The sequence below is a fragment of the Saccharibacillus sacchari genome (genome assembly GCF_037722395.1).
Classification (GTDB): Bacteria; Bacillota; Bacilli; order Paenibacillales; family Paenibacillaceae; genus Saccharibacillus; species Saccharibacillus sacchari_A.
The window spans coordinates 209411-227391 of sequence record NZ_JBBKAR010000045.1 but is presented as its reverse complement, the minus strand read 5'-3'; the positions used below and the strand labels follow the sequence as shown (position 1 = coordinate 227391).

16 protein-coding genes are annotated in these 17981 nt (G+C 54.3%); 9 read left to right on the top strand and 7 right to left on the bottom strand.

Features of this window, described 5'->3' with window-relative positions; translation table 11 throughout:
- Positions 1-58: 58 nt before the first annotated feature.
- Positions 59-1129, top strand: a complete 1071-nt coding sequence (locus WKI47_RS17750) for a low specificity L-threonine aldolase (RefSeq protein ID WP_340228498.1) — start codon at positions 59-61, stop codon at positions 1127-1129.
- Between the two features lie 571 nt (positions 1130-1700).
- Here the strand turns inward: WKI47_RS17750 and WKI47_RS17745 are convergent.
- Positions 1701-2594, bottom strand: a complete 894-nt coding sequence (locus WKI47_RS17745) for an AraC family transcriptional regulator (protein ID WP_340228497.1) — start codon at positions 2592-2594, stop codon at positions 1701-1703.
- 132 nt (positions 2595-2726) lie between these two features.
- Here WKI47_RS17745 and csaA point away from each other — a divergent pair, with 132 nt between their 5' ends.
- On the top strand, positions 2727-3059 hold the full coding sequence (csaA, locus tag WKI47_RS17740) for a chaperone CsaA (RefSeq protein ID WP_340228496.1): 333 nt from the start codon (positions 2727-2729) through the stop codon (positions 3057-3059).
- Positions 3060-3127: 68 nt separating this feature from the next.
- On the opposite strand, the gene WKI47_RS17735 is transcribed toward csaA, so the two are convergent.
- Positions 3128-3799, bottom strand: coding sequence for a TetR/AcrR family transcriptional regulator (locus WKI47_RS17735; RefSeq protein ID WP_340228495.1), 672 nt, complete (start codon positions 3797-3799; stop codon positions 3128-3130).
- Positions 3800-3954: 155 nt separating this feature from the next.
- On the opposite strand from WKI47_RS17735, the gene WKI47_RS17730 reads away from it, so the two are divergent.
- Positions 3955-4890: an aldo/keto reductase gene (locus WKI47_RS17730; protein ID WP_340228494.1), complete on the top strand. Its 936-nt coding sequence runs from the start codon at positions 3955-3957 to the stop codon at positions 4888-4890.
- Between the two features lie 302 nt (positions 4891-5192).
- Positions 5193-8102: a glycoside hydrolase family 3 C-terminal domain-containing protein gene (locus WKI47_RS17725; protein ID WP_340228493.1), complete on the top strand. Its 2910-nt coding sequence runs from the start codon at positions 5193-5195 to the stop codon at positions 8100-8102.
- 614 nt (positions 8103-8716) lie between these two features.
- Here the strand turns inward: WKI47_RS17725 and WKI47_RS17720 are convergent.
- Positions 8717-9175 carry a hypothetical protein gene (locus tag WKI47_RS17720; RefSeq protein ID WP_340228492.1) on the bottom strand — a complete coding sequence of 153 codons (459 nt, stop codon included), beginning with the start codon at positions 9173-9175 and terminating at the stop codon, positions 8717-8719.
- A gap of 362 nt (positions 9176-9537) precedes the next feature.
- On the opposite strand from WKI47_RS17720, the gene WKI47_RS17715 reads away from it, so the two are divergent.
- The 4 genes from WKI47_RS17715 to WKI47_RS17700 all read left to right on the top strand — a co-directional run bounded on the left by WKI47_RS17715 (position 9538) and on the right by WKI47_RS17700 (position 12511).
- On the top strand, positions 9538-10101 hold the full coding sequence (locus tag WKI47_RS17715; protein WP_340228491.1) for a GNAT family N-acetyltransferase: 564 nt from the start codon (positions 9538-9540) through the stop codon (positions 10099-10101).
- Positions 10102-10190: 89 nt separating this feature from the next.
- Entirely contained in the window at positions 10191-10517 is a 327-nt protein-coding gene (locus WKI47_RS17710; protein WP_340228490.1) for a hypothetical protein, read from the top strand.
- Positions 10518-10538: 21 nt separating this feature from the next.
- Complete coding sequence (locus WKI47_RS17705; protein ID WP_340228489.1) at positions 10539-11015, top strand: VOC family protein; 477 nt, start codon at positions 10539-10541, stop codon at positions 11013-11015.
- Positions 11016-11095: 80 nt separating this feature from the next.
- Positions 11096-12511, top strand: coding sequence for a M24 family metallopeptidase (locus WKI47_RS17700; protein WP_340228488.1), 1416 nt, complete (start codon positions 11096-11098; stop codon positions 12509-12511).
- Between the two features lie 165 nt (positions 12512-12676).
- Here the strand turns inward: WKI47_RS17700 and WKI47_RS17695 are convergent, their stop codons facing one another.
- From WKI47_RS17695 to WKI47_RS17680, 4 genes are all read right to left on the bottom strand, one after another.
- On the bottom strand, positions 12677-13375 hold the full coding sequence (locus tag WKI47_RS17695; RefSeq protein ID WP_340228487.1) for an ABC transporter permease: 699 nt from the start codon (positions 13373-13375) through the stop codon (positions 12677-12679).
- On the bottom strand, positions 13347-14291 hold the full coding sequence (locus WKI47_RS17690) for an ABC transporter ATP-binding protein (RefSeq protein WP_340228486.1): 945 nt from the start codon (positions 14289-14291) through the stop codon (positions 13347-13349). Before WKI47_RS17690 ends, WKI47_RS17695 begins: the two co-directional genes overlap by 29 nt.
- Before the next feature lie 91 nt (positions 14292-14382).
- On the bottom strand, positions 14383-15363 hold the full coding sequence (locus WKI47_RS17685) for a HAMP domain-containing sensor histidine kinase (RefSeq protein WP_340228485.1): 981 nt from the start codon (positions 15361-15363) through the stop codon (positions 14383-14385).
- Positions 15363-16076 carry a response regulator transcription factor gene (locus WKI47_RS17680; RefSeq protein WP_340228484.1) on the bottom strand — a complete coding sequence of 238 codons (714 nt, stop codon included), beginning with the start codon at positions 16074-16076 and terminating at the stop codon, positions 15363-15365. The genes WKI47_RS17685 and WKI47_RS17680 overlap by 1 nt, the downstream gene beginning before the upstream one ends.
- A gap of 83 nt (positions 16077-16159) precedes the next feature.
- Between WKI47_RS17680 and WKI47_RS17675 the strand changes: the two genes are divergently transcribed.
- The gene (locus WKI47_RS17675) at positions 16160-17857 is read left to right on the top strand and encodes a protein adenylyltransferase SelO (protein ID WP_340228483.1); all 1698 of its coding nucleotides are present in this window, start codon (positions 16160-16162) and stop codon (positions 17855-17857) included.
- Positions 17858-17981 lie beyond the last annotated feature (124 nt).

Sequence of the window (17981 nt, the reverse complement as noted above, 5' to 3'; positions counted from 1 at the left end):
AACGGCTGTTGACCGATACATCCGGCCAAGACCCATACAGAAATTGGAGAGATTAACCATGACCCGATTCGAATGTGATTACACCCAGGGCGCACACCCGCGTATTTTGCAACGTTTGCTGGAAACCAATAGTGAACAAACCAGCGGCTACGGAACGGATGAGCATTGCGAGCGCGCACGCGGCCTGATCCGCCAGGCTTGTTCGGCAGATCGCGCGGACGTTCATTTCCTTGTCGGCGGCACGCAGACCAATACGACCGTGATCGCCGCGCTGCTTCGTCCGCATCAAGGCGTATTGGCAGCCGACACCGGACATATCGCCGGACACGAGACTGGCGCGATCGAATCGACGGGGCATAAAGTGCTGACGCTCCCGCATCAAAACGGCAAGATTACAGCGGAGCAGGTACGCGAAGCGTACGAAGGCCATCTGAATGACGGGGCAAAAGAACATGTCGTGCAGCCGGGCATGGTGTATATCTCGCAATCGACGGAGAACGGCACGGTATACGATCTGGCGGAACTCGAAGCACTCAGCGCCGTGTGCCGGGAATACGGATTGCCGCTATTCGTCGACGGCGCGCGTCTCGGCTACGCGCTTGCCGCCGAAGGCAGCGACGTGACGCTGGCCGATCTGGCGCGCCTGACCGACGTCTTCTACATCGGCGGCACCAAGCTGGGCGCGCTGATGGGCGAAGCGGTCGTGATCCTGAACGAAGCGCTCAAGCGCGATTTCCGTTACCTGATCAAGCAGCGCGGCGGTCTGCTCGCGAAGGGACGTCTGCTCGGTATCCAGTTCGAGACGTTTTTCGAAGACGGCCTCTACTTCGAAATCTCGCGTCATGCGGTGAGCCTTGCGATGAAGCTGCGCAACGGTCTTCAAGAGCTGGGCTACGGCGTCCTGCACAACTCGCCGACCAACCAGCAATTCCCGATCCTGCCGAACGATCTGCTGGAAGAGTTGAAAGCCAAGCATACGTTCACGACGTGGGAAAAGGTGGACGAGCAGCATACCGCCGTTCGGTTCTGCACCAGCTGGGGCACGACGGAGGAGGAGATCGACGAGCTGCTGGGCGATCTGCGAGGATTGAAAATCGGTCGGCAGGAGCCGGTCGACGCGCTGTGCTGATCGTCGATAAGGGTTAGCGAGCTTGGCAAAAGGCGATAGAGCACTAAGCGATATAGGAGTAAGCGATGAAGCAAGCAATATTGGTTTTTCCGTATAAAAGGCTGTCCCGAAAGCGTTCAACGCCGCCGGGACAGCCTTTTTGCGTCCGGAACCGGATAAACGGAGAGACCGGACAGAAAGTAGAAGCCGGACAGAAAGTAGAAGCCGGATAGAGCAGAACGGTCGATAAATAAGTGCGGATCTGCAACTATTTCGCTCTGACTCGGTCCGAATTGCAAAATAAGTGCGCAAATGCAACTATTCGAGCCAAAAGTCGCAAATCCGGGCCATCGCGAGCGGATTAATTGCACTTTGGCACTTATTTTCAAAAAACGAAGCAGATCGTAAGAAATAAGTGCATATCTGCACCTATTACCTTGACCGCATCAAATTTAAGGCTTTCGTTCATCGGAAACCCGTACGGTTCAAGCGATTTTTCGATGAGCGTAACTTAACATCGTAAGCGGTCATGGTGCTATTCGTTCGCGAAGCTTTTTGCTTTTGCCGCTGCCGCATGGGAATCCGCACCCCGTCACTCCCCGCTCATGCTGCCGACTTTCCGAAACTCTTTCGGCGTGCGGCCCTGAATCTTTTTGAAACATTGCACGAAATGGTTCACGTGGTTGAATCCGGTCTTGCCCGCGATCTCCGTGACGGTGCGATCCGTCGACGTCAGCAGCTCGGTGCTTTTTTTGATGCGGTATTTGATAAGGTAATCGTACGGCGTGGTGCGGATCGTTTTTTTGAAACTCCGGGTACACTCCGAGATGCTCAAATGCGCGGCGTCGGCGATATCCTGCAACGTGATCGGGCTGGCATACCGCTGATGGATAAAGCTGAGCATCAGCTGCAAACGCTCTTGCTGCCTTTTCTCGTGCTTGGGCGTTTCTTCGGGTGACAGCGTCAGGTTGGAGATCAACAGGAACCATAGTCGAACCGTCTTGATTGAGACTTCGTATTCCCAGCCCCAGCTTTTGGCCGAATCGAACATCTTTCTCATGTCTTGCAGCATATCCAGCACGCGCTTCTCCCATTCCGCTTCTCCTTTGATGAAAAAGGACACGAGGGAGGAACGCGTATACGGCAGCACATAGTTGGCTTCCATCGTGCTATCCGCGTGAAAAGAGAGCAGTTTTTCCGGAAAATTGAAGCTCAGATATTCGCCGCCGCGCGTCAATTGCGTCGCGATATGCAGCATGCCCCGGTTGATGAGGATCGCTTGCCCCGGCTCCAGCTTGTGGTCGATGCCGTTCACCTGAATGACCAGACTCCCGCGCGTGACCCAGGTGATTTGCAGCTCTTCGTGCCAATGCAGATCGTTGAATCCGCGGCCTTCGGGAATGCTTTTGTCCAGGGTATGGGTGTAGAGGATGCAGGGGAAGGAGAGGTCGGGGAACGAGATGGTTTCGTGTAAGGGCTTGGCCATGAGAACTTCCTTTCTATGACGATATATCAATATCATTCGAATGTTTATTTGCACGGGAAAAGAAATCTTGGTGATATGATGATATCAAATTAAATTCCCTGCATACAGGGGCAAGTGGAAAGGGAGGTTGGAATGGCGACTTTTGACGACTTTATGGCATTGGATCTGCGCATTGGGACGATCACGGCAGCCGAGCTTTTCGCGAAAGCCAAAGTACCTGCAATCAAGCTAGAGATCGACTTTGGAGCGGAGATCGGGATCAAGACGTCCAGCGCGCAAATCACGAAAAGATACGAGGCGGAGACGCTGATCGGTAAGCAGATCGTCGGTATCGTCAACTTCCCGCCTAGGCGCATCGCGGGCTTTGACTCGCAGGTGCTGGTGTTGGGCGGGATACCCGAACAAGGGGATGTTGTGTTGCTAAAGCCGGATACAGAGCTGCCGGATGGGACAAAGATTGGATGAAAAAGAAAACCGCCAGTCAGGCTTAAAAGCCTCGGCGGTTTTTTCGTATGTCTAAAGCATTCTTTTCGTCAAAAAAGATTCTTCATAACCTTCTGCTCCAAATAGTCAATTTTTGCAGGCATGACCGAATCGTCGATGAGTATCAAGCTTTCAGGCTTAAATAACTGTATTTTTTTTAACTCGTAATAGTCTGACAAAATCTGTCCTACCGTCAACTGATTGGTCATTAGGTATTTGGGATTCAGTACGCTGCGCAGCAGTTCATCCTGTGCAATGAGCAGTTTACCGTTAAGATCATGGAAGATCCCGTTGCGGATTCCTTCGTCGTAAAAGGCTAAAATGTTTGCTTCTCTTTGTTTAGTGGCTACTTCGAACCGGTCATACCACTCTGGGTATCCAGCTTCGAGATCTTTTAGGAACGCGTCGGAGAAATATACGATCAGTGAAATAGATTGCTCGAATATTTGCTGGAATTGCGAGCCTATACGCTTTTCTGAATGTGTTGGGTTTACGATCAGATCCTCCATGTAAGTGGCAAAACCGCCAATCACGAACCCAACGATCTCTTCCTTGGTTGAAAAGTATTTATATAGAGTCGCCCGGCTAACTTCCATAGCTTTTGCGATTTCGTCCATGCGTACGGATTGGAGCCCGTTTTTTCGCAGATGTGGAAGCAGTTTGGGGATTAATCTCTCCCTAGCCTCTTGTTTTTTATCTGGTTTATTCGTCTGGTTGTTCAAGTCGAAACCCCTCCTTTCCTCATTATACGACGACAAGAAGTGAAGATATACATCTTTTACAAAGTAGACAAAAAGAATTAAAATTGTTTACTTTGTTTTATTTGCATGCTAAGATACTCCTCGAAAAGATTTGTATTGAAGAGAGGAATGGTCGAATGAAAACGCGAAAAATCGGTCAAAGTGAACTTGTCTCGTCGTCGATCGGGTTAGGTCTTATGGGAATGTCTCCAGGCATTTACGGCGCAGCCGATGATACGGAGTCGATCAAAACCATACACCGTGCGCTTGAGCTTGGCGTTACCCTGCTCGATACGGCAGATACGTACGGCAATGGACATAACGAGCAGCTATTAAGTAAAGCATTGGACGGACGCAGGGATCAGGCAATCGTTGCGACCAAATTCGGATTCGGTCCGAACTGGACCTTCGCAGGCGGACATCCGGATTATGTGAAAAAAGCAGCCGACGAAAGCCTCAAACGGCTTGGGCTGGATCATATCGACCTTTATTATCAACACCGCGTAGATCCTAACGTTCCGATCGAAGAAACGGTAGGTGCAATGGCCGAGCTGGTTAAAGAGGGAAAAGTTCGCTATCTTGGATTGTCTGAAGCAAGCGCAGCCGAGATTCGCCGTGCGCATGCCGTACATCCGATCTCGGCTTTGCAGACTGAATATTCGTTGTGGAGCCGTGATGTCGAAGAAGAGATTCTGCCTACCGTAAATGAGTTGGGTATCACTTTCGTCTCGTATAGTCCTCTGAGTCGCGGCTTCATTACCGGTGAACTTCAGAAGTTCGAAGATTTTGCACCAGACGATATGCGCAGAAGATTGCCGAGATTCCAAGGTGAAAACTTCCAGAAGAACATTGACATTGTGGACCGATTGAAAGAGATTGCCAAAGAAAAGGAGTGCACGGTTGCTCAGCTTGCGCTGGCTTGGACGATTGCCAAGGGGGCTTTGCCTATCCCAGGTACAAAACGTATCAAGTACCTCGAAGAGAATGTCGGCGCGGTGAACGTTGAACTGACGTTGGATGATCTGGCTCGAATCGACGCAGCTAGTCCGCTGGCATATGGTGGACGTTATTAAGTGAAGCTGGCGCACTTTGCGTAAGGTTTCAGGAAGATAAGAAAAGCAGCTTCTGTCGCATGAAAAGGCGGCAGGGCTGCTTTTTCACGATTGCGTTAAAGAATGATTGCGTTAAAGAATGATTGCGTTCAAGAGTCGCTTGGCGCGGATGTATGTGATCTTCTTGCCCGGAGGGGTTGAAGATCACATGGATCATAAATCATAAAATCTCGCATGAAAACGCATCCAATTATCCGGGTAGTTTGCTTTTGCCCATCTATTTTAAAATAGAGATAAGAAAGCGTATTCTAAGGAGGACCACCATGTCTGTCGAAACCAACTATCCGTTTCAAAATACATCGCTTCCGCTTGAGGAGCGCGTAACTGACCTTGTCTCCCGCTTCACGCTGGAGGAGAAAGTCGATCTGATGATCCAATACCAGACCGCTGTCGAGCGTCTGGGCGTCAAACCTTACAAACACGGCACGGAAGCCGCTCACGGCATGGCTTGGCTGGGCGAAGCGACCGGTTATCCGCAGCCGATCGGCTTGTCGAATATCTGGGACGAAGAGCTGCTGGAGCGTATCGGCAGCGCGATCGGCGACGAAGCCCGCGGCTTTTATAAACGAAATCCCGAGATCAACGGACTGACGCTGTGGGCGCCGACCGTCGATATGGAGCGCGATCCGCGTTGGGGACGTACCGAGGAAGCTTACGGCGAAGACCCGATTCTGGCCGGTAAACTTTCCTCCGCACTGGTAAAAGGCATTCAAGGCGATCATCCGACGTATCTGAAAGCGGTTGCCACTTTGAAGCATTTTATCGGCAACAATAACGAAGTGGGCCGCGGCGACGCTTCGGTCAGCATCGATCCGCGCAATATGCGCGAATATTACCTCAAAGCGTTCGAAATTCCGTTCAAAGAAGGCGGCGCGCAGTCGATGATGACGTCGTACAATGCGGTCAACGGCGTACCGGCCAACCTGAACCCGGACGTCAACGGCATTGTCAAAGAAGAATGGGGCATGGACGGCTTCGTCGTCAGCGACGCGTTCGACGTCTCCGGCACGGTGCGCGACCACGGTTATCTGGAATCGCATACGGAAGCGGTCGCCCGCTCCGTCAAAGAAGGCGGCATCGACAGCCTCACCGACGACGGCGAGCTGATGAAGTCTTCGCTGCGCGAAGCGCTGCAAGACGGGCAAATCACCGAAGCGGATCTCGACGTAGCGCTGCGCAATACTTTCAGAGTGCGTTTCCGTCTGGGCGAGTTCGATCCGGAAGAAGGCAACCCGTACGCGGCGATCGACGAGTCGGTTATTATGAAAAAAGAACACGCCGAGCTGGCACGCGAAGCTGCGCGCAAAGCCGTCGTGCTGCTCAAAAACGACAACAAAACGCTGCCGCTGCAAGCCGATAAGCTGAACAACGTCGCCGTCATCGGGCCGCTGGGCGGAACCGTGTATCGCGACTGGTACAGCGGCGAGCTGCCGTACGCCATCACGCCGCTGGCGGGCATTCAGGAAAAGCTGGACGCGGCAGGCAAAAGCGGACAAACGACGTTCGCGGGCGGTACGGATCGCATCAAGCTGAAGTTGAAAAAGAACGGCAAATACGTCGCGCTTGAGCAAAAAGAAGAATCGCCTTTGTCAGCATCCGCCGATTCGGCCGAGCAGGGTTCCGTATTCGAGCTGACCGATTGGGGCTGGGACAACACGACGCTGATTGCCGAACAAAACGGTCTGTACCTGACCACGGACGACCGCATCGTGAAAGCATCGGCAAACCGCATCTGGGAATGGTTCACGAAAGAAGTCTTTCTGGCTCGCCGAGAAAACGGGGACGCTTCATCCGTAACCTTCTCGACATGGAAAGACACGCCGGTTACGGTCGGAGAAAACGGCGAACTGCTGTCCGGCGACGGCCGCGCGGAAGAGACTTCGAACGAGATCGACGCGGGCGGCACATCGGCGCTCGACAACTCGGCTGCGGAAGCTTTGCAAGCGGACGTATTCGAAGTGGAAACGGTAACCGACAAATTCGAAGCGGCGCGTGAAGCGGCGAAAAATGCGGACGTTGCCGTTGTGTTCGTCGGCAACCACCCTCTGATCAACGGTAAAGAAACCGTCGACCGCCCGGATATCACGCTGCCGGAATCGCAAGAGCAACTGATCAAGGAAGTGCTGGCGGTGAACCCGAATACGGTGGTTGTCGTCATCGGCAGCTATCCGTATGCCTTGAACTGGGTTAACGAAAACGTACCTTCCGTGCTGTACTCGACGCACGCAGGCCAGGAAGTGGGCCGTGCGGTAGCCGACGTCCTGTTTGGCGAAGAGAATCCGGCCGGCCGCGTAAGCATGACCTGGTACAAATCGGTCGACCAACTGCCGGAGTTTATGGACTACGATATCATTCAGGGTAACCGTACGTACCGTTACTTCGACGGCGAGCCGCTGTACCCGTTCGGCTACGGTCTGTCGTACACGACATTCGGCTATGCGAACTTGAAGCTCGCTGCTCCAAGCGCGACCGCTGCGGAAGGTGCAAAGGTTGAACTGACGGTTACGGTGACCAACACAGGCGATGTGGACGGCGAAGAAGTCGTGCAGCTCTACGGTCGCGTCGAACAATCGCGCGTGAAGCGTCCGCTCAAGCAATTGCTGGCTTTCCGCCGCATCAAGCTGGCCGCCGGACAGTCGGAAGAGGTTTCCTTCAGCGTTCCGCTGTCGGAGCTGGCGGTATGGGACGTGACGCAAGAGCGCTTTGTGATTGAAAATGCCAAATACACGCTGTCCGTCGGTTCGTCTTCGGACAATCTTCCATTGAGCACGGAACTGCAAGTCTCCGGCGAAACGATCCCGCCACGCGATCTGACGCAGTCGACCAAAGCCGTCAACTACGACGCTTACGAAGGTGTGTTCCTCGGCGAATGCTACGAAGGTGGCAGTGCTATTGAAGTGTCCGGTGACTCCGGCTGGATCGCGTTCCGCGACGCGGAGTTCGGCACAGGCGCACAATCTGTCACTGTGCGCGTCGCAAGCATCGCAGGCGGCTCGATTGACGTCCGTCTGGGCGGCGCCGACGGCCAACTCGTCGGCCATGCTTCGGTAGACGCAGGCGGCGCCCAGCAGTGGAATGACGTGCAACTTTCGCTTAGCGGCGTAAACGGCCGCCAAGACGTGTACTTCGTGCTTAACGGCAAAGTGTCCGTGAGCGCGATCCGCTTCGCGTAAAGTAGAATAGCGGGATGGCGAAATATCATGCTCGGGGTATCGGATCTGGACGGGCTTGAAAAAGGCTGCGGGAGAAATTCGCTTTTCCACGCTTAAATGAATCAAAAAACCGGGCTTCCTTTATTGAAGGGAAGCCCGGTTTTTGGCATGTTTCCTATCCATGAACGCCGAGCCGTCTTTCTGTTCGGATCGGCTTTTTTCAGCGGGAGTCGTTGAAGTAAATGCGTAAATACACTTATTTCGTTCGATTCGCTCCCCGATCTTCAAATAGATGCAAATCTACATTTATTTGAAGAAAAGACGCGTAAAAAAGCAAGATGCGGAGTAATTAAGTGCATATTCACATCTATTCTCTCCGAATCGAAAAATTTGAAGGAAATAAGTGCATATACGCACTTGTTTCCGGAATTCCGATCCCATTGTGCTGCAAAGCGTTGTTAGAGCATAAACGAATTTATTCGCACGTCAGCCTCATATCGAACACGGTCAACGTACTCGGCTCCCGTACTTCACTCGTGTGGACAAAGCCTGGCTTGGCGCGGCGAAGACTCGGAAAAACTCGCCTTTGCCTTCGGCAACACGCGATTCAAACCGGGTCCTCCCGCAACGCCTTCCTATCTCATATTCCCGATAATCGACGATCTCGAATCCTGCATTTTCTTAATGAAGTTCGCCATCACGTCGAACGCTTCGTTGCGTTTGTTGCTCAGCGATTGCAGGCGAAGCATATCCATCTGCTGTGTGTTGCTCAGCGCGTCGATCTGGGCTTTGCGAGCTTCTGCCGTTGCGGTATCGCCGTTGGCTTGCGCTTCGGCCAATTGCGAGTTCAGGATCGCGATTTGCGTATTCCGATCTTGCACGGCTTGCATTTGGTCTTGCAACTGCTGATCCAACAACTGCGTACGCTGCTGCTGAACGGCCATCAACGCGGTCTCCAGATCCATCGAACGGATATCGATCTGCGACACGGACGACGTGCTGACGATCGAGCTTGCGGAAACTGGCGCAACGATCGTCACGGCCGCTACGGCTGCGAATGCGGAAGCCGCGATTGCTTTTTGCATTTTTTTCATAAAAATCCCTCTTCTCTATAGATGTATGACATAGAAATAGCGCTTTGAAATGCTCGCTAGCTACCAGTATCTTGTCAAAGCTAAAGGTAAGGTCAGGTCCCTCCCAGATTTCGCGCCTAAACCGTGTACGAAATCTTCAACCAAAACGCACCTAAAGCGCATGCGTTTCAGACGGACGTAAGCCTCTGATTAAGAGTTGACAAGCTACCGACTTTCGCAATCTTATATCACGATTTCAAAATAAACAATTCCATTTAATTTAAATTTCAATCAAATATCCGGCTGATTTTCCTTTTGATCGGCATCCCTTTTCATTTTGCCCTATAATGGAACGCAGAACGCATGAACAGGAGGGAAGTCGCATGGAACCAACGCATACCCTCGCAGGGATTGAAATCGTCCGTTTCCGCATCGAGCATATCCCTTACGTCAACGATATGAACGAGACGTTTCCGATCTTCGGCCGTCTGGTCCCGAGTTTTCAGGATGGAGTCTGGACGCATACCGAGGAGATGTTCGACAAAAAGAGCTTTATTTGCTTCCCGGAAGATCGTTTGGAATGGGAATCGTATATCGACAGCGATGAAAAAGCGATCTTTCTTGCTTTTTACGGCGCGGAATGTATCGGTCAGATTCGTCTGGTGCGGGATTGGACGCGCTACGCGTATATCGAAAATATCGCTGTTCGGGGTTCGCATCGCGGACGGGGAGTCAGCGTGCTGCTGATGAAGTGGGCGGAAAAGTGGGCACGCGAGCAGGAGTTGCTGGGCTTGTCGCTGGAAGCGCAAGACGACAATCTCGCGGCGTGCCGCTTTTACCTCAAGCAGGGCATGGTGCTCGGCGGCGCGGATACGCTCAAGCAGGCGTTCAACCCGGAGATCGGCACGACGCTTTATTTTTATAAAAGATTCGAGGTTGCGGTGTAAAAGCTTGTTTCAAGTGTGTTGTTAAATCACGTTTCAGAGCTTGTACTATTTTTAACTTCAAAAAGAAATATCTATATGGAATTGCGACCATGCCTGCCTTAAAAGACGATAAAGGTAAAAAGAATACAAAAAACGTTCATTATACGCCTGCGACCTCAGAAGTTTTGTCTTTTCTTCAAGATCAAGTGCTGACCGTCACAGACGTCACGCGGACCAAAAAATTGACAGAGATTTTGGATATTTATGCTCAAAAAGAGCCTAGCGAAAAAATATTCGTCGTGCAAAACACAAGAAACAAAGATGCGCAGGCCGTTATCGCGAATTCTTCAACTCATCGAAGACGAGGACTTCGAATAATGTCTGCAGTCGAAATCATAAATCAAATGCTGGCCGAGTTTAAAAGCGAGATGAATTGATTGTAAAGAAAGGAAACCAGCATGATCAAAGGACTATTCGAAACCCATATCAATGTCAGCAATTACGAGGCTTCGGCCGCTTTTTACGAACGGTTGCCCGGCTTGATTCCGCTGCATGAGGATGCTGCGCGGAAGTCGAAGTTTTATTGGATCGGACGCGCGGGCGAAGCGATGCTCGGCATCCGGGAAAACTATCCGTCGCCGCTTGTGCAGCGCCAGCATTTTGCGTTCCGTGTGGACTTGGCCGATCTGGAGTCGGCTCGGCAAATGCTGAATGAACAAGGGATCGCCGCAACGAACTTTTTCGGGGAAAGCGATGCGCCGCTGAGCGTATTCCCGTTTATGCCAGCCGTTTCGATCTATTTCGAAGACCCCGACGGCCATTCGATTGAGCTGCTGGCGATGCTGCCGGATCAACCGAGACCGGAGCTGCCGATCCTGTCATGGCCGGAATGGGAAAAAGTTTGCGGCAGAGCATCCTATACGAATGAACGATAAATCAACCGAGAAAGTCACCCTATCCATATACGATCTATAGGCAAGGGTTTTTTTCAATCCTAACGGAAAGCGAGGACGCTATGACAAAAGAAGCCCAGTACCTTTTATCCCGGACCGTGACCTATGCGCAAATCCCAAAACCGACTACCCAACCCGCTCAAACACCGGTTGATCTGACGGACGACACACTTGCTCGGCACAAGCAAAATATTCTGGAGCGAATGAACGCGGCGGGTCTGCAATTGCTGGTCATTTATGCGGATCGCGAGCATGGAACCAATTTCGGTTATCTGACCGGATATGAGCCGAGATTCGAGGAATCGGTTCTAATGCTGCAAGCCGATGGTACAGCCACGCTGATGCTAGGCAACGAATCGCTGCGGATGGCGCAGTATAGCCGAATCGCTGCGGAAGTCGTGCATACTCCGCATTTTTCGCTGCCGAACCAGCCGATGGGCAACACGCGCACGCTGACCGAATTGATGGGCGATGCGGGCGTGAAGCCGGGCATGCAGGTGGGGATTGTCGGCTGGAAGCTGTTTACGAGCGCGGTGGATGACAATACGCAATTGTTCGACGTTCCTTCGTTTATCGTGGAAGCCGTCAAACACATTACGGGCCTACATGGACGAGTTTTGAACGCGACAGGGTTGTTTATCGATCCGGATCACGGGGCGCGCGTCCGCATGAATGCCAACGAGATCGCGCATTACGAATTCGGGGCTTCCCAAGCTTCGGATCGCGTGCTGCGGCTGCTGGACAAGCTGGAGCCGGGGATGACGGAAATGGAACTGGCGCATGAATTGGCCGTGTACGGTCAGCCGAACAACGTGCAGACGATCTGCGCGACAGGCGACCGTTTCACCAACGCCGTGGTCGCGCCGCGAAACAAAGAGGTTCGGGTCGGAGATAAGTTTTCAGCTACGCTCGGTTATCGGGGAGGCTTGACCAGCCGTTCCGGGTATGTCGTATCGTCGGCGGAGCAGCTTCCCGAAGAAGTCGCCGATTATCTGGATGCGGTCGCGATTCCGTACTACCGGGCGGCCGCCACCTGGTACGAGCATTTGGCAATCGGGCTTACCGGAGGCGCCATGTACGAGATCATCGAATCCGTGATGCCGAAGTCGCGCTATCATTGGCATTTGAATCCCGGGCATCTGACGGCGGGCGAAGAATGGTTGTCGTCGCCTTTTTACCCGCAATCGGATATTCCGGTGCAAAGCGGTATGTTGCTGCAGATGGATATCATTCCGTCCGTGCCGGGTTACGGCGGCGCAAGCGCGGAGGATGGCGTGGCGATTGCGGACGAACAGTTGCGCCGAGAGCTGGCCGACGCATACCCGGATGTCTGGGCGCGTATGCTCGAACGGCGCGAATACATGGAGCAGGTCTTGGGCATTGCGTTGAAGCCGGAAGTGCTGCCGCTATCGAATCTGAATGGGTATTTCCGTCCTTTTCTGCTTAATAAGGAGTTTGCGTTGCATGTGAAAAAATAAGGCGGTCTTTGCGGATTTGCGCCGAGCGGAGCCACGGTTGGCGGCAAGTATACTTGCAAAAAAAACAGGAATAAAAACAGGAATTTTTCGACGGCGATCCCGCAATCGAAAAATTCCTGTTTTTTGCTGGCTTCTTTTTCTTTTTTATGCAACGTCCGATCCGATTCAAGCCACGTCCGCCCGGTCGATATTGCGGAAGCTGAGATATGCGCCGATGATCCCGATCGCGGCGAGCGACAGCGGAATCGCGATAATCGAACTGAGCGAGAAGCCAAAGTTATTCGACGACACGATCGAGACGATAAAGATCGACGACACGATCGTGGCGGATACCGAGCGGCGGGGCAGTCCGATCACCAGAGGCAGCAGGCTCATGCCCGCCGCGCCAACCGCTTGCAGCGTCACGTAGCCGAATTGGCGCAGCAGATCGGCCGTCGTCAGGGTAGTAGGAGCCACGTCGCCGACGAAATGGTTCACGCCCAGCAGCAGTGCGTCCAGCAGCACGTTGCCCAGTACGATCGCGACGAAGCACCAGACGAACACGATCGACAGCTTGGCGAAAATCAACTGTTTGCGGCTGATCGGATACGTGAACAACAGCGTCATGGTGTGGTCTTTGAATTCGCTGATCACGAGTTTGGACAATAGCGCAGACGAGTAGACGATAAAGGTCGCGCATACGATCGTATTCACGATCGACAGCATTTCGGCCTGAGTGCGGAACGCGGGAGCGGCGGAAGGGTCGTCTTTGATAAAATACATCAGCATCAACAGTCCGGCTATCGCCGCGTAAGCGATCAAAGCTCCGTAGACGTAACCTCGCAGACTTCCTTTTTTAAGCTCCAGTTTGACGAGATGCAGCATGGTTGTCGCCTCCTTTGATCATATCGAAAAAGTATTCTTCCAATGAATGATGACGCCGGTTGATCGATTCGATCGACACGTCATGTAAAATGAGTGTTTTCGACAACGTCTCCTGCGGCACCTGGGTACCATAAACGCGCAGCGTATGATCATCCACTTGCTTGAATTGATCCAGCCCCAGCTTTTCCGTCAACACGTAAGCGGCCAGTGCGACGTTCGGCGTCGAAATCTCCACAAAGGCGGCCGTCGATTCCCGTACGCTGTCCAGCGAGACTTCGCGCAGCAGCCGTCCGTCGTTGATGACGCCGATCGTGTCCGCGATCTGTTCGATTTCCGACAACAAATGGCTGGAGATCAGAATCGAGATGCCCCATTCGTCGCGCAGTCTGCGGAACAGCCCGCGCATCAACTGAATGCCTTCCGGGTCCAATCCGTTGATCGGCTCGTCGAGCAGCAACAGTTCGGGACGGGTAGAGATTGCGCGCGCGATCGCGAGCCGCTGCTTCATCCCGAGCGAGAATTGCTTGACCGGCTTGCGATCCGTTCCGATGAGCTGTACCATCCGCAGCGCTTCGTCGATCGCGCCTTTGCTGTGGTAGCCCATGTATTCCGCGTGCAGCTCCAAATTTTCCCGAGCCGTCATGCGGTCGTAAAAGGCAGGTGTTTCGATCAAATGCCCGATTCGTTTCAAGTGTGCGTTATGACCGGGAACCAGCTTCTCGCCAAACAATTCGATCTCGCCGCCTGTCGGTTGAACCAGCCCCAGCAGCATTTTCATCACCGTGGACTTCCCCGCTCCGTTCGGACCGAGGAATCCGTAAATCTCGCCCTGCTTTACCGTCATCTCGACATTGGATACGACATCCGCCGACCGATAACTTTTGCTGAGCATCCGTGTGCGTATTGTGTTCGTCATGGTTTTGCTCACTCCTTGTCGTTTGTTTTCTTCATGTCTCCATGTTATCGGGCGAGGCTGTCTTTTCCCTGTCGCGATTCTTACTTATTTCTTACGTTCCGTGTGCAGGAGTAGGCGGGACATAAGACGAAGCCGGGAAAATCAGCGTAAAACAAGTCCGAATCCCCGGTTCGCTCGTCAGCGTCACCGTGCCTTCCAGCCGCTCCGTTAGTCTTTTCACGATGGCAAGTCCCAGACCGCTGCCTTGAAATCCGCGGTTGCGGGAATCGTCCAGCGTGTACATGCGTTCGAATACCCGAAGCTGCTCGGAAGCCGGAATGCCTTTGCCCCGGTCGATGACTTCGATAGTGACGCTGCTCTCGGAGCGAGTCAGGCGAAGGCCCAGATAACCGCCGTCCGACCCGTACCGGATCGCGTTGGAGAGCAGATTATCCAAAATGCGGTGTAACGCGTCGGCGTTCGCATAGATCCAGGCAGGTTGTTCCGGCAGATCCAGCTCAACTTCGAAGCCCCGGTCCGCAAGCAGGTCGAAATAACCGAGGATACGCTGACGGCAGGCTTCGGCGGCATCAATGGGTGAGAGCGGCAGATCGTAATCGTCGGACTCCAGCTTGGACAGATCGAAAAAGGCATTGATGCGTTCATGCACCTCGACTGTTTTGCGGTACACTTTGCCGAGCATGTCGCGACGCTCCGTATCGGTCAGTTCGGGGCTGCGCTCCAGCACTTCGGCATAGCCCATCACGACGGTGAGCGGCGTTTTGAGATCATGCGACACGTTGGACAGCATTCGGCGCATCGCTCGTTCGGTGCGGGCGTAACCGGAAGCCGACTCCGCCGCCCGATCCAGCAGCAAGTTGATATTTTGCAGCAGTTCACGCAGTTCCGGCTCTCCGGTCACGACGAGCAATCGCTCGCGGCCCGGAATATGCTCGGGAGCCGTGAACGCCAGCAGCTTTTCGTTCATATAAGCCAGGTCGCGCCGCAGTTTGCGGACACGCAGCTTTTCCCCGATATACAAGACGAGCAGTATTCCGGCAGGAAGCAGACCGATCCACCACAGCTCTCCCATCACAGTTCCCCCAGCCGATAGCCGATACCCCACAGCGTGACGATATAGCGGGGATTGGAAGGATCATCCTCGATCTTCTCGCGCAATCTGCGCATATGCACGTTGATCGCGTTGTCGTCGTTGTAATATTCTTCGTTCCAGACCTGCTCGTACAGCATGGCTTTCGTGTATACGCGGGAAGGATGTTGAAGCATCAGCTTGAGAATCTGGAATTCTTTTGCCGTCAAACGTACTTCTTCGCCTCTCTTGCGCACGCTGAAATTGTCCGGGTCGACGACGAGATCTCCCGCTGTCAGCAGTTTCGGCTCGGTCGGTTCAATAGCGGCTTGTTCCTCCGGGATCGAATACTGCGTCGCGCGACGGATCGAAGCTTGAATCCGGGCCGACAGCTCAATCAGGGAAAAAGGCTTCGAAATATAATCATCGGCGCCGAACCGCAGGCCGAGCGCTTTCTCGACTTCGTTGTTTTTGGCGGACACGATCAGGATCGGGACACGCGTGACGGTTCGAAGCTGCTGAAGCACGTCCATGCCGCTGAGTCCGGGCAGCATCAGGTCAAGCAGCACCAGATCGTAACGGTCGGCTTTGAAGCGTTCCAGCGCCCGGTTGCCTTCATGCACGACGGTGGAACGGTAGCCTTCTTTCTTCATATAATCCGCGATCATATCGCTGATGCCTATATCGTCCTCGATAATCAGAAGATTTCCTTCCACCTGTTCTCCTCCTAAACTGGAAATGTATCTTGTTCTCCTCTACTCTAAGGGAGAGGAACATTTTGAACAAGGAGGCTTGTCTCATGACTGAAGAGTCTGGAAAAGGTTCATCCGGCGGATACGCCGGATGGCATTTTGACCATAGTTACGCCCGATTGCCCGAAGTTTTCTATAGTTCGCTTCCGCCCGTGCCCGTGGCGGAGCCGAAGGCTGTTATTCTGAACGATGCGTTGGCTGGAGAACTGGGGCTGGATGTGGAATGGCTGCACAGTCCCGAAGCGGCTGCCGTATTTGCCGGAAACGAGCTGCCGGAAGGTGCGCATCCGATCGCGCAGGCTTATGCGGGACATCAGTTCGGCAACTTCAATCGACTCGGCGACGGGCGTGCGGTGCTGCTCGGCGAGCAGTTGACCCCAGCCAGTCATCGCGTAGATATCCAGCTCAAAGGCTCGGGCCGGACGCCGTTCTCGCGCGGCGGCGACGGCCGCGCCGCGCTCGGCCCGATGCTGCGGGAGTATATCATCAGCGAAGCGATGCACGCCCTGAAGATTCCGACGACGCGCAGCCTGGCCGTCGCGACAACCGGGGAGCCTATCCGGCGCGAGACGCCGCTTCCGGGCGCGGTATTGACCCGTGTCGCGGCCAGCCATCTGCGCGTCGGCACGTTCCAGTACGCGCTGCAATGGGGCGGCGTGGATGCGCTGCGCGCGCTCGCGGATTACGCGATCGCCCGGCATTATCCGGAGATCGATGCGGACGGCGAGGGATCTTCCGCGGCAGAATCGTTGGACGCAAGCCGCGAGACCGTTCATCATGAAGCGGGTCAACCTGCGCCTGCCGAGTCGGCAGACAGCTCGAACGCAGACGGAGCCCGCTACGTCCGCTTCCTGCGCGGCGTCGTGGAACGGCAAGCGAAGCTTGTGGCGGACTGGATGCTGGTAGGCTTTATTCACGGCGTCATGAATACCGACAATGTGACGATCAGCGGCGAGACGATCGATTACGGGCCATGTGCGTTTATGGATGCTTACGATCCGTCGACCGTATTCAGCTCGATCGACACCGGAGGGCGTTACGCGTACGGCAACCAGCCGTATATGACGCTCTGGAATTTGTCGCGCCTGGCGGAGACGCTAATTCCGCTATTCGACGAGGATGCGGATCGCGGAATGGAGATTGCGGAGCAGACGCTCGCCGGGTTCGAACGTTTGTATTTGAACATCTGGTTCGACGGCATGCGGGCGAAGCTCGGCTTGTCCGACCGGGAAGAAGAAGACGAGAAGCTGATCGCCGATCTGCTGGATCTGATGAAAGCTTTCCGGGCGGATTATAGCAATACGTTCGCGGGTCTGACGTTCGGGGTGCCTGCGCCTGAGGCGGAAGGCGCCGAAGACGCGGGCAACGCGGAGGAGGACTTTTCCGGGATCGGCGGCAGTGGCGGCGGCACGTTCCGGCCGACGTCTTTCCCTGGCGCGGACGCGCTGCTCGCCAGCGGCGAGTATCGCGTGTGGCGCGAGCGGTGGCGGGAACGCCTGGGGCACCAGGCGGATTCGCCGGATGAGGTGCAAGGGCGCATGCGCGCGCACAATCCTGCGGTTGTTCCGCGCAATCATCGCGTGGAAGAAGCGCTTGCGGCCGCGGCGGACAGCGGCGATTACGGCCCGTTGCACCGCCTGCTGGCGGTGCTGGCACGGCCGTATGACCATTCCGCGGATCAGGCGGAATACGCGCAGCTTCCGCCGGAGGCGGATCAGGGGTACCGAACGTTCTGCGGGACGTGAGGGCGGAGTGAACAGGCGCTCGGCTGCAAGCGAGCGCCGGAGTTTGGCGCAGGCGAAGCCGCCGGAGCGGTCGCCGAATGTTGTGAGCATCCAACATTCGGTGGTCGAGGCGGCGGCAGGTCGC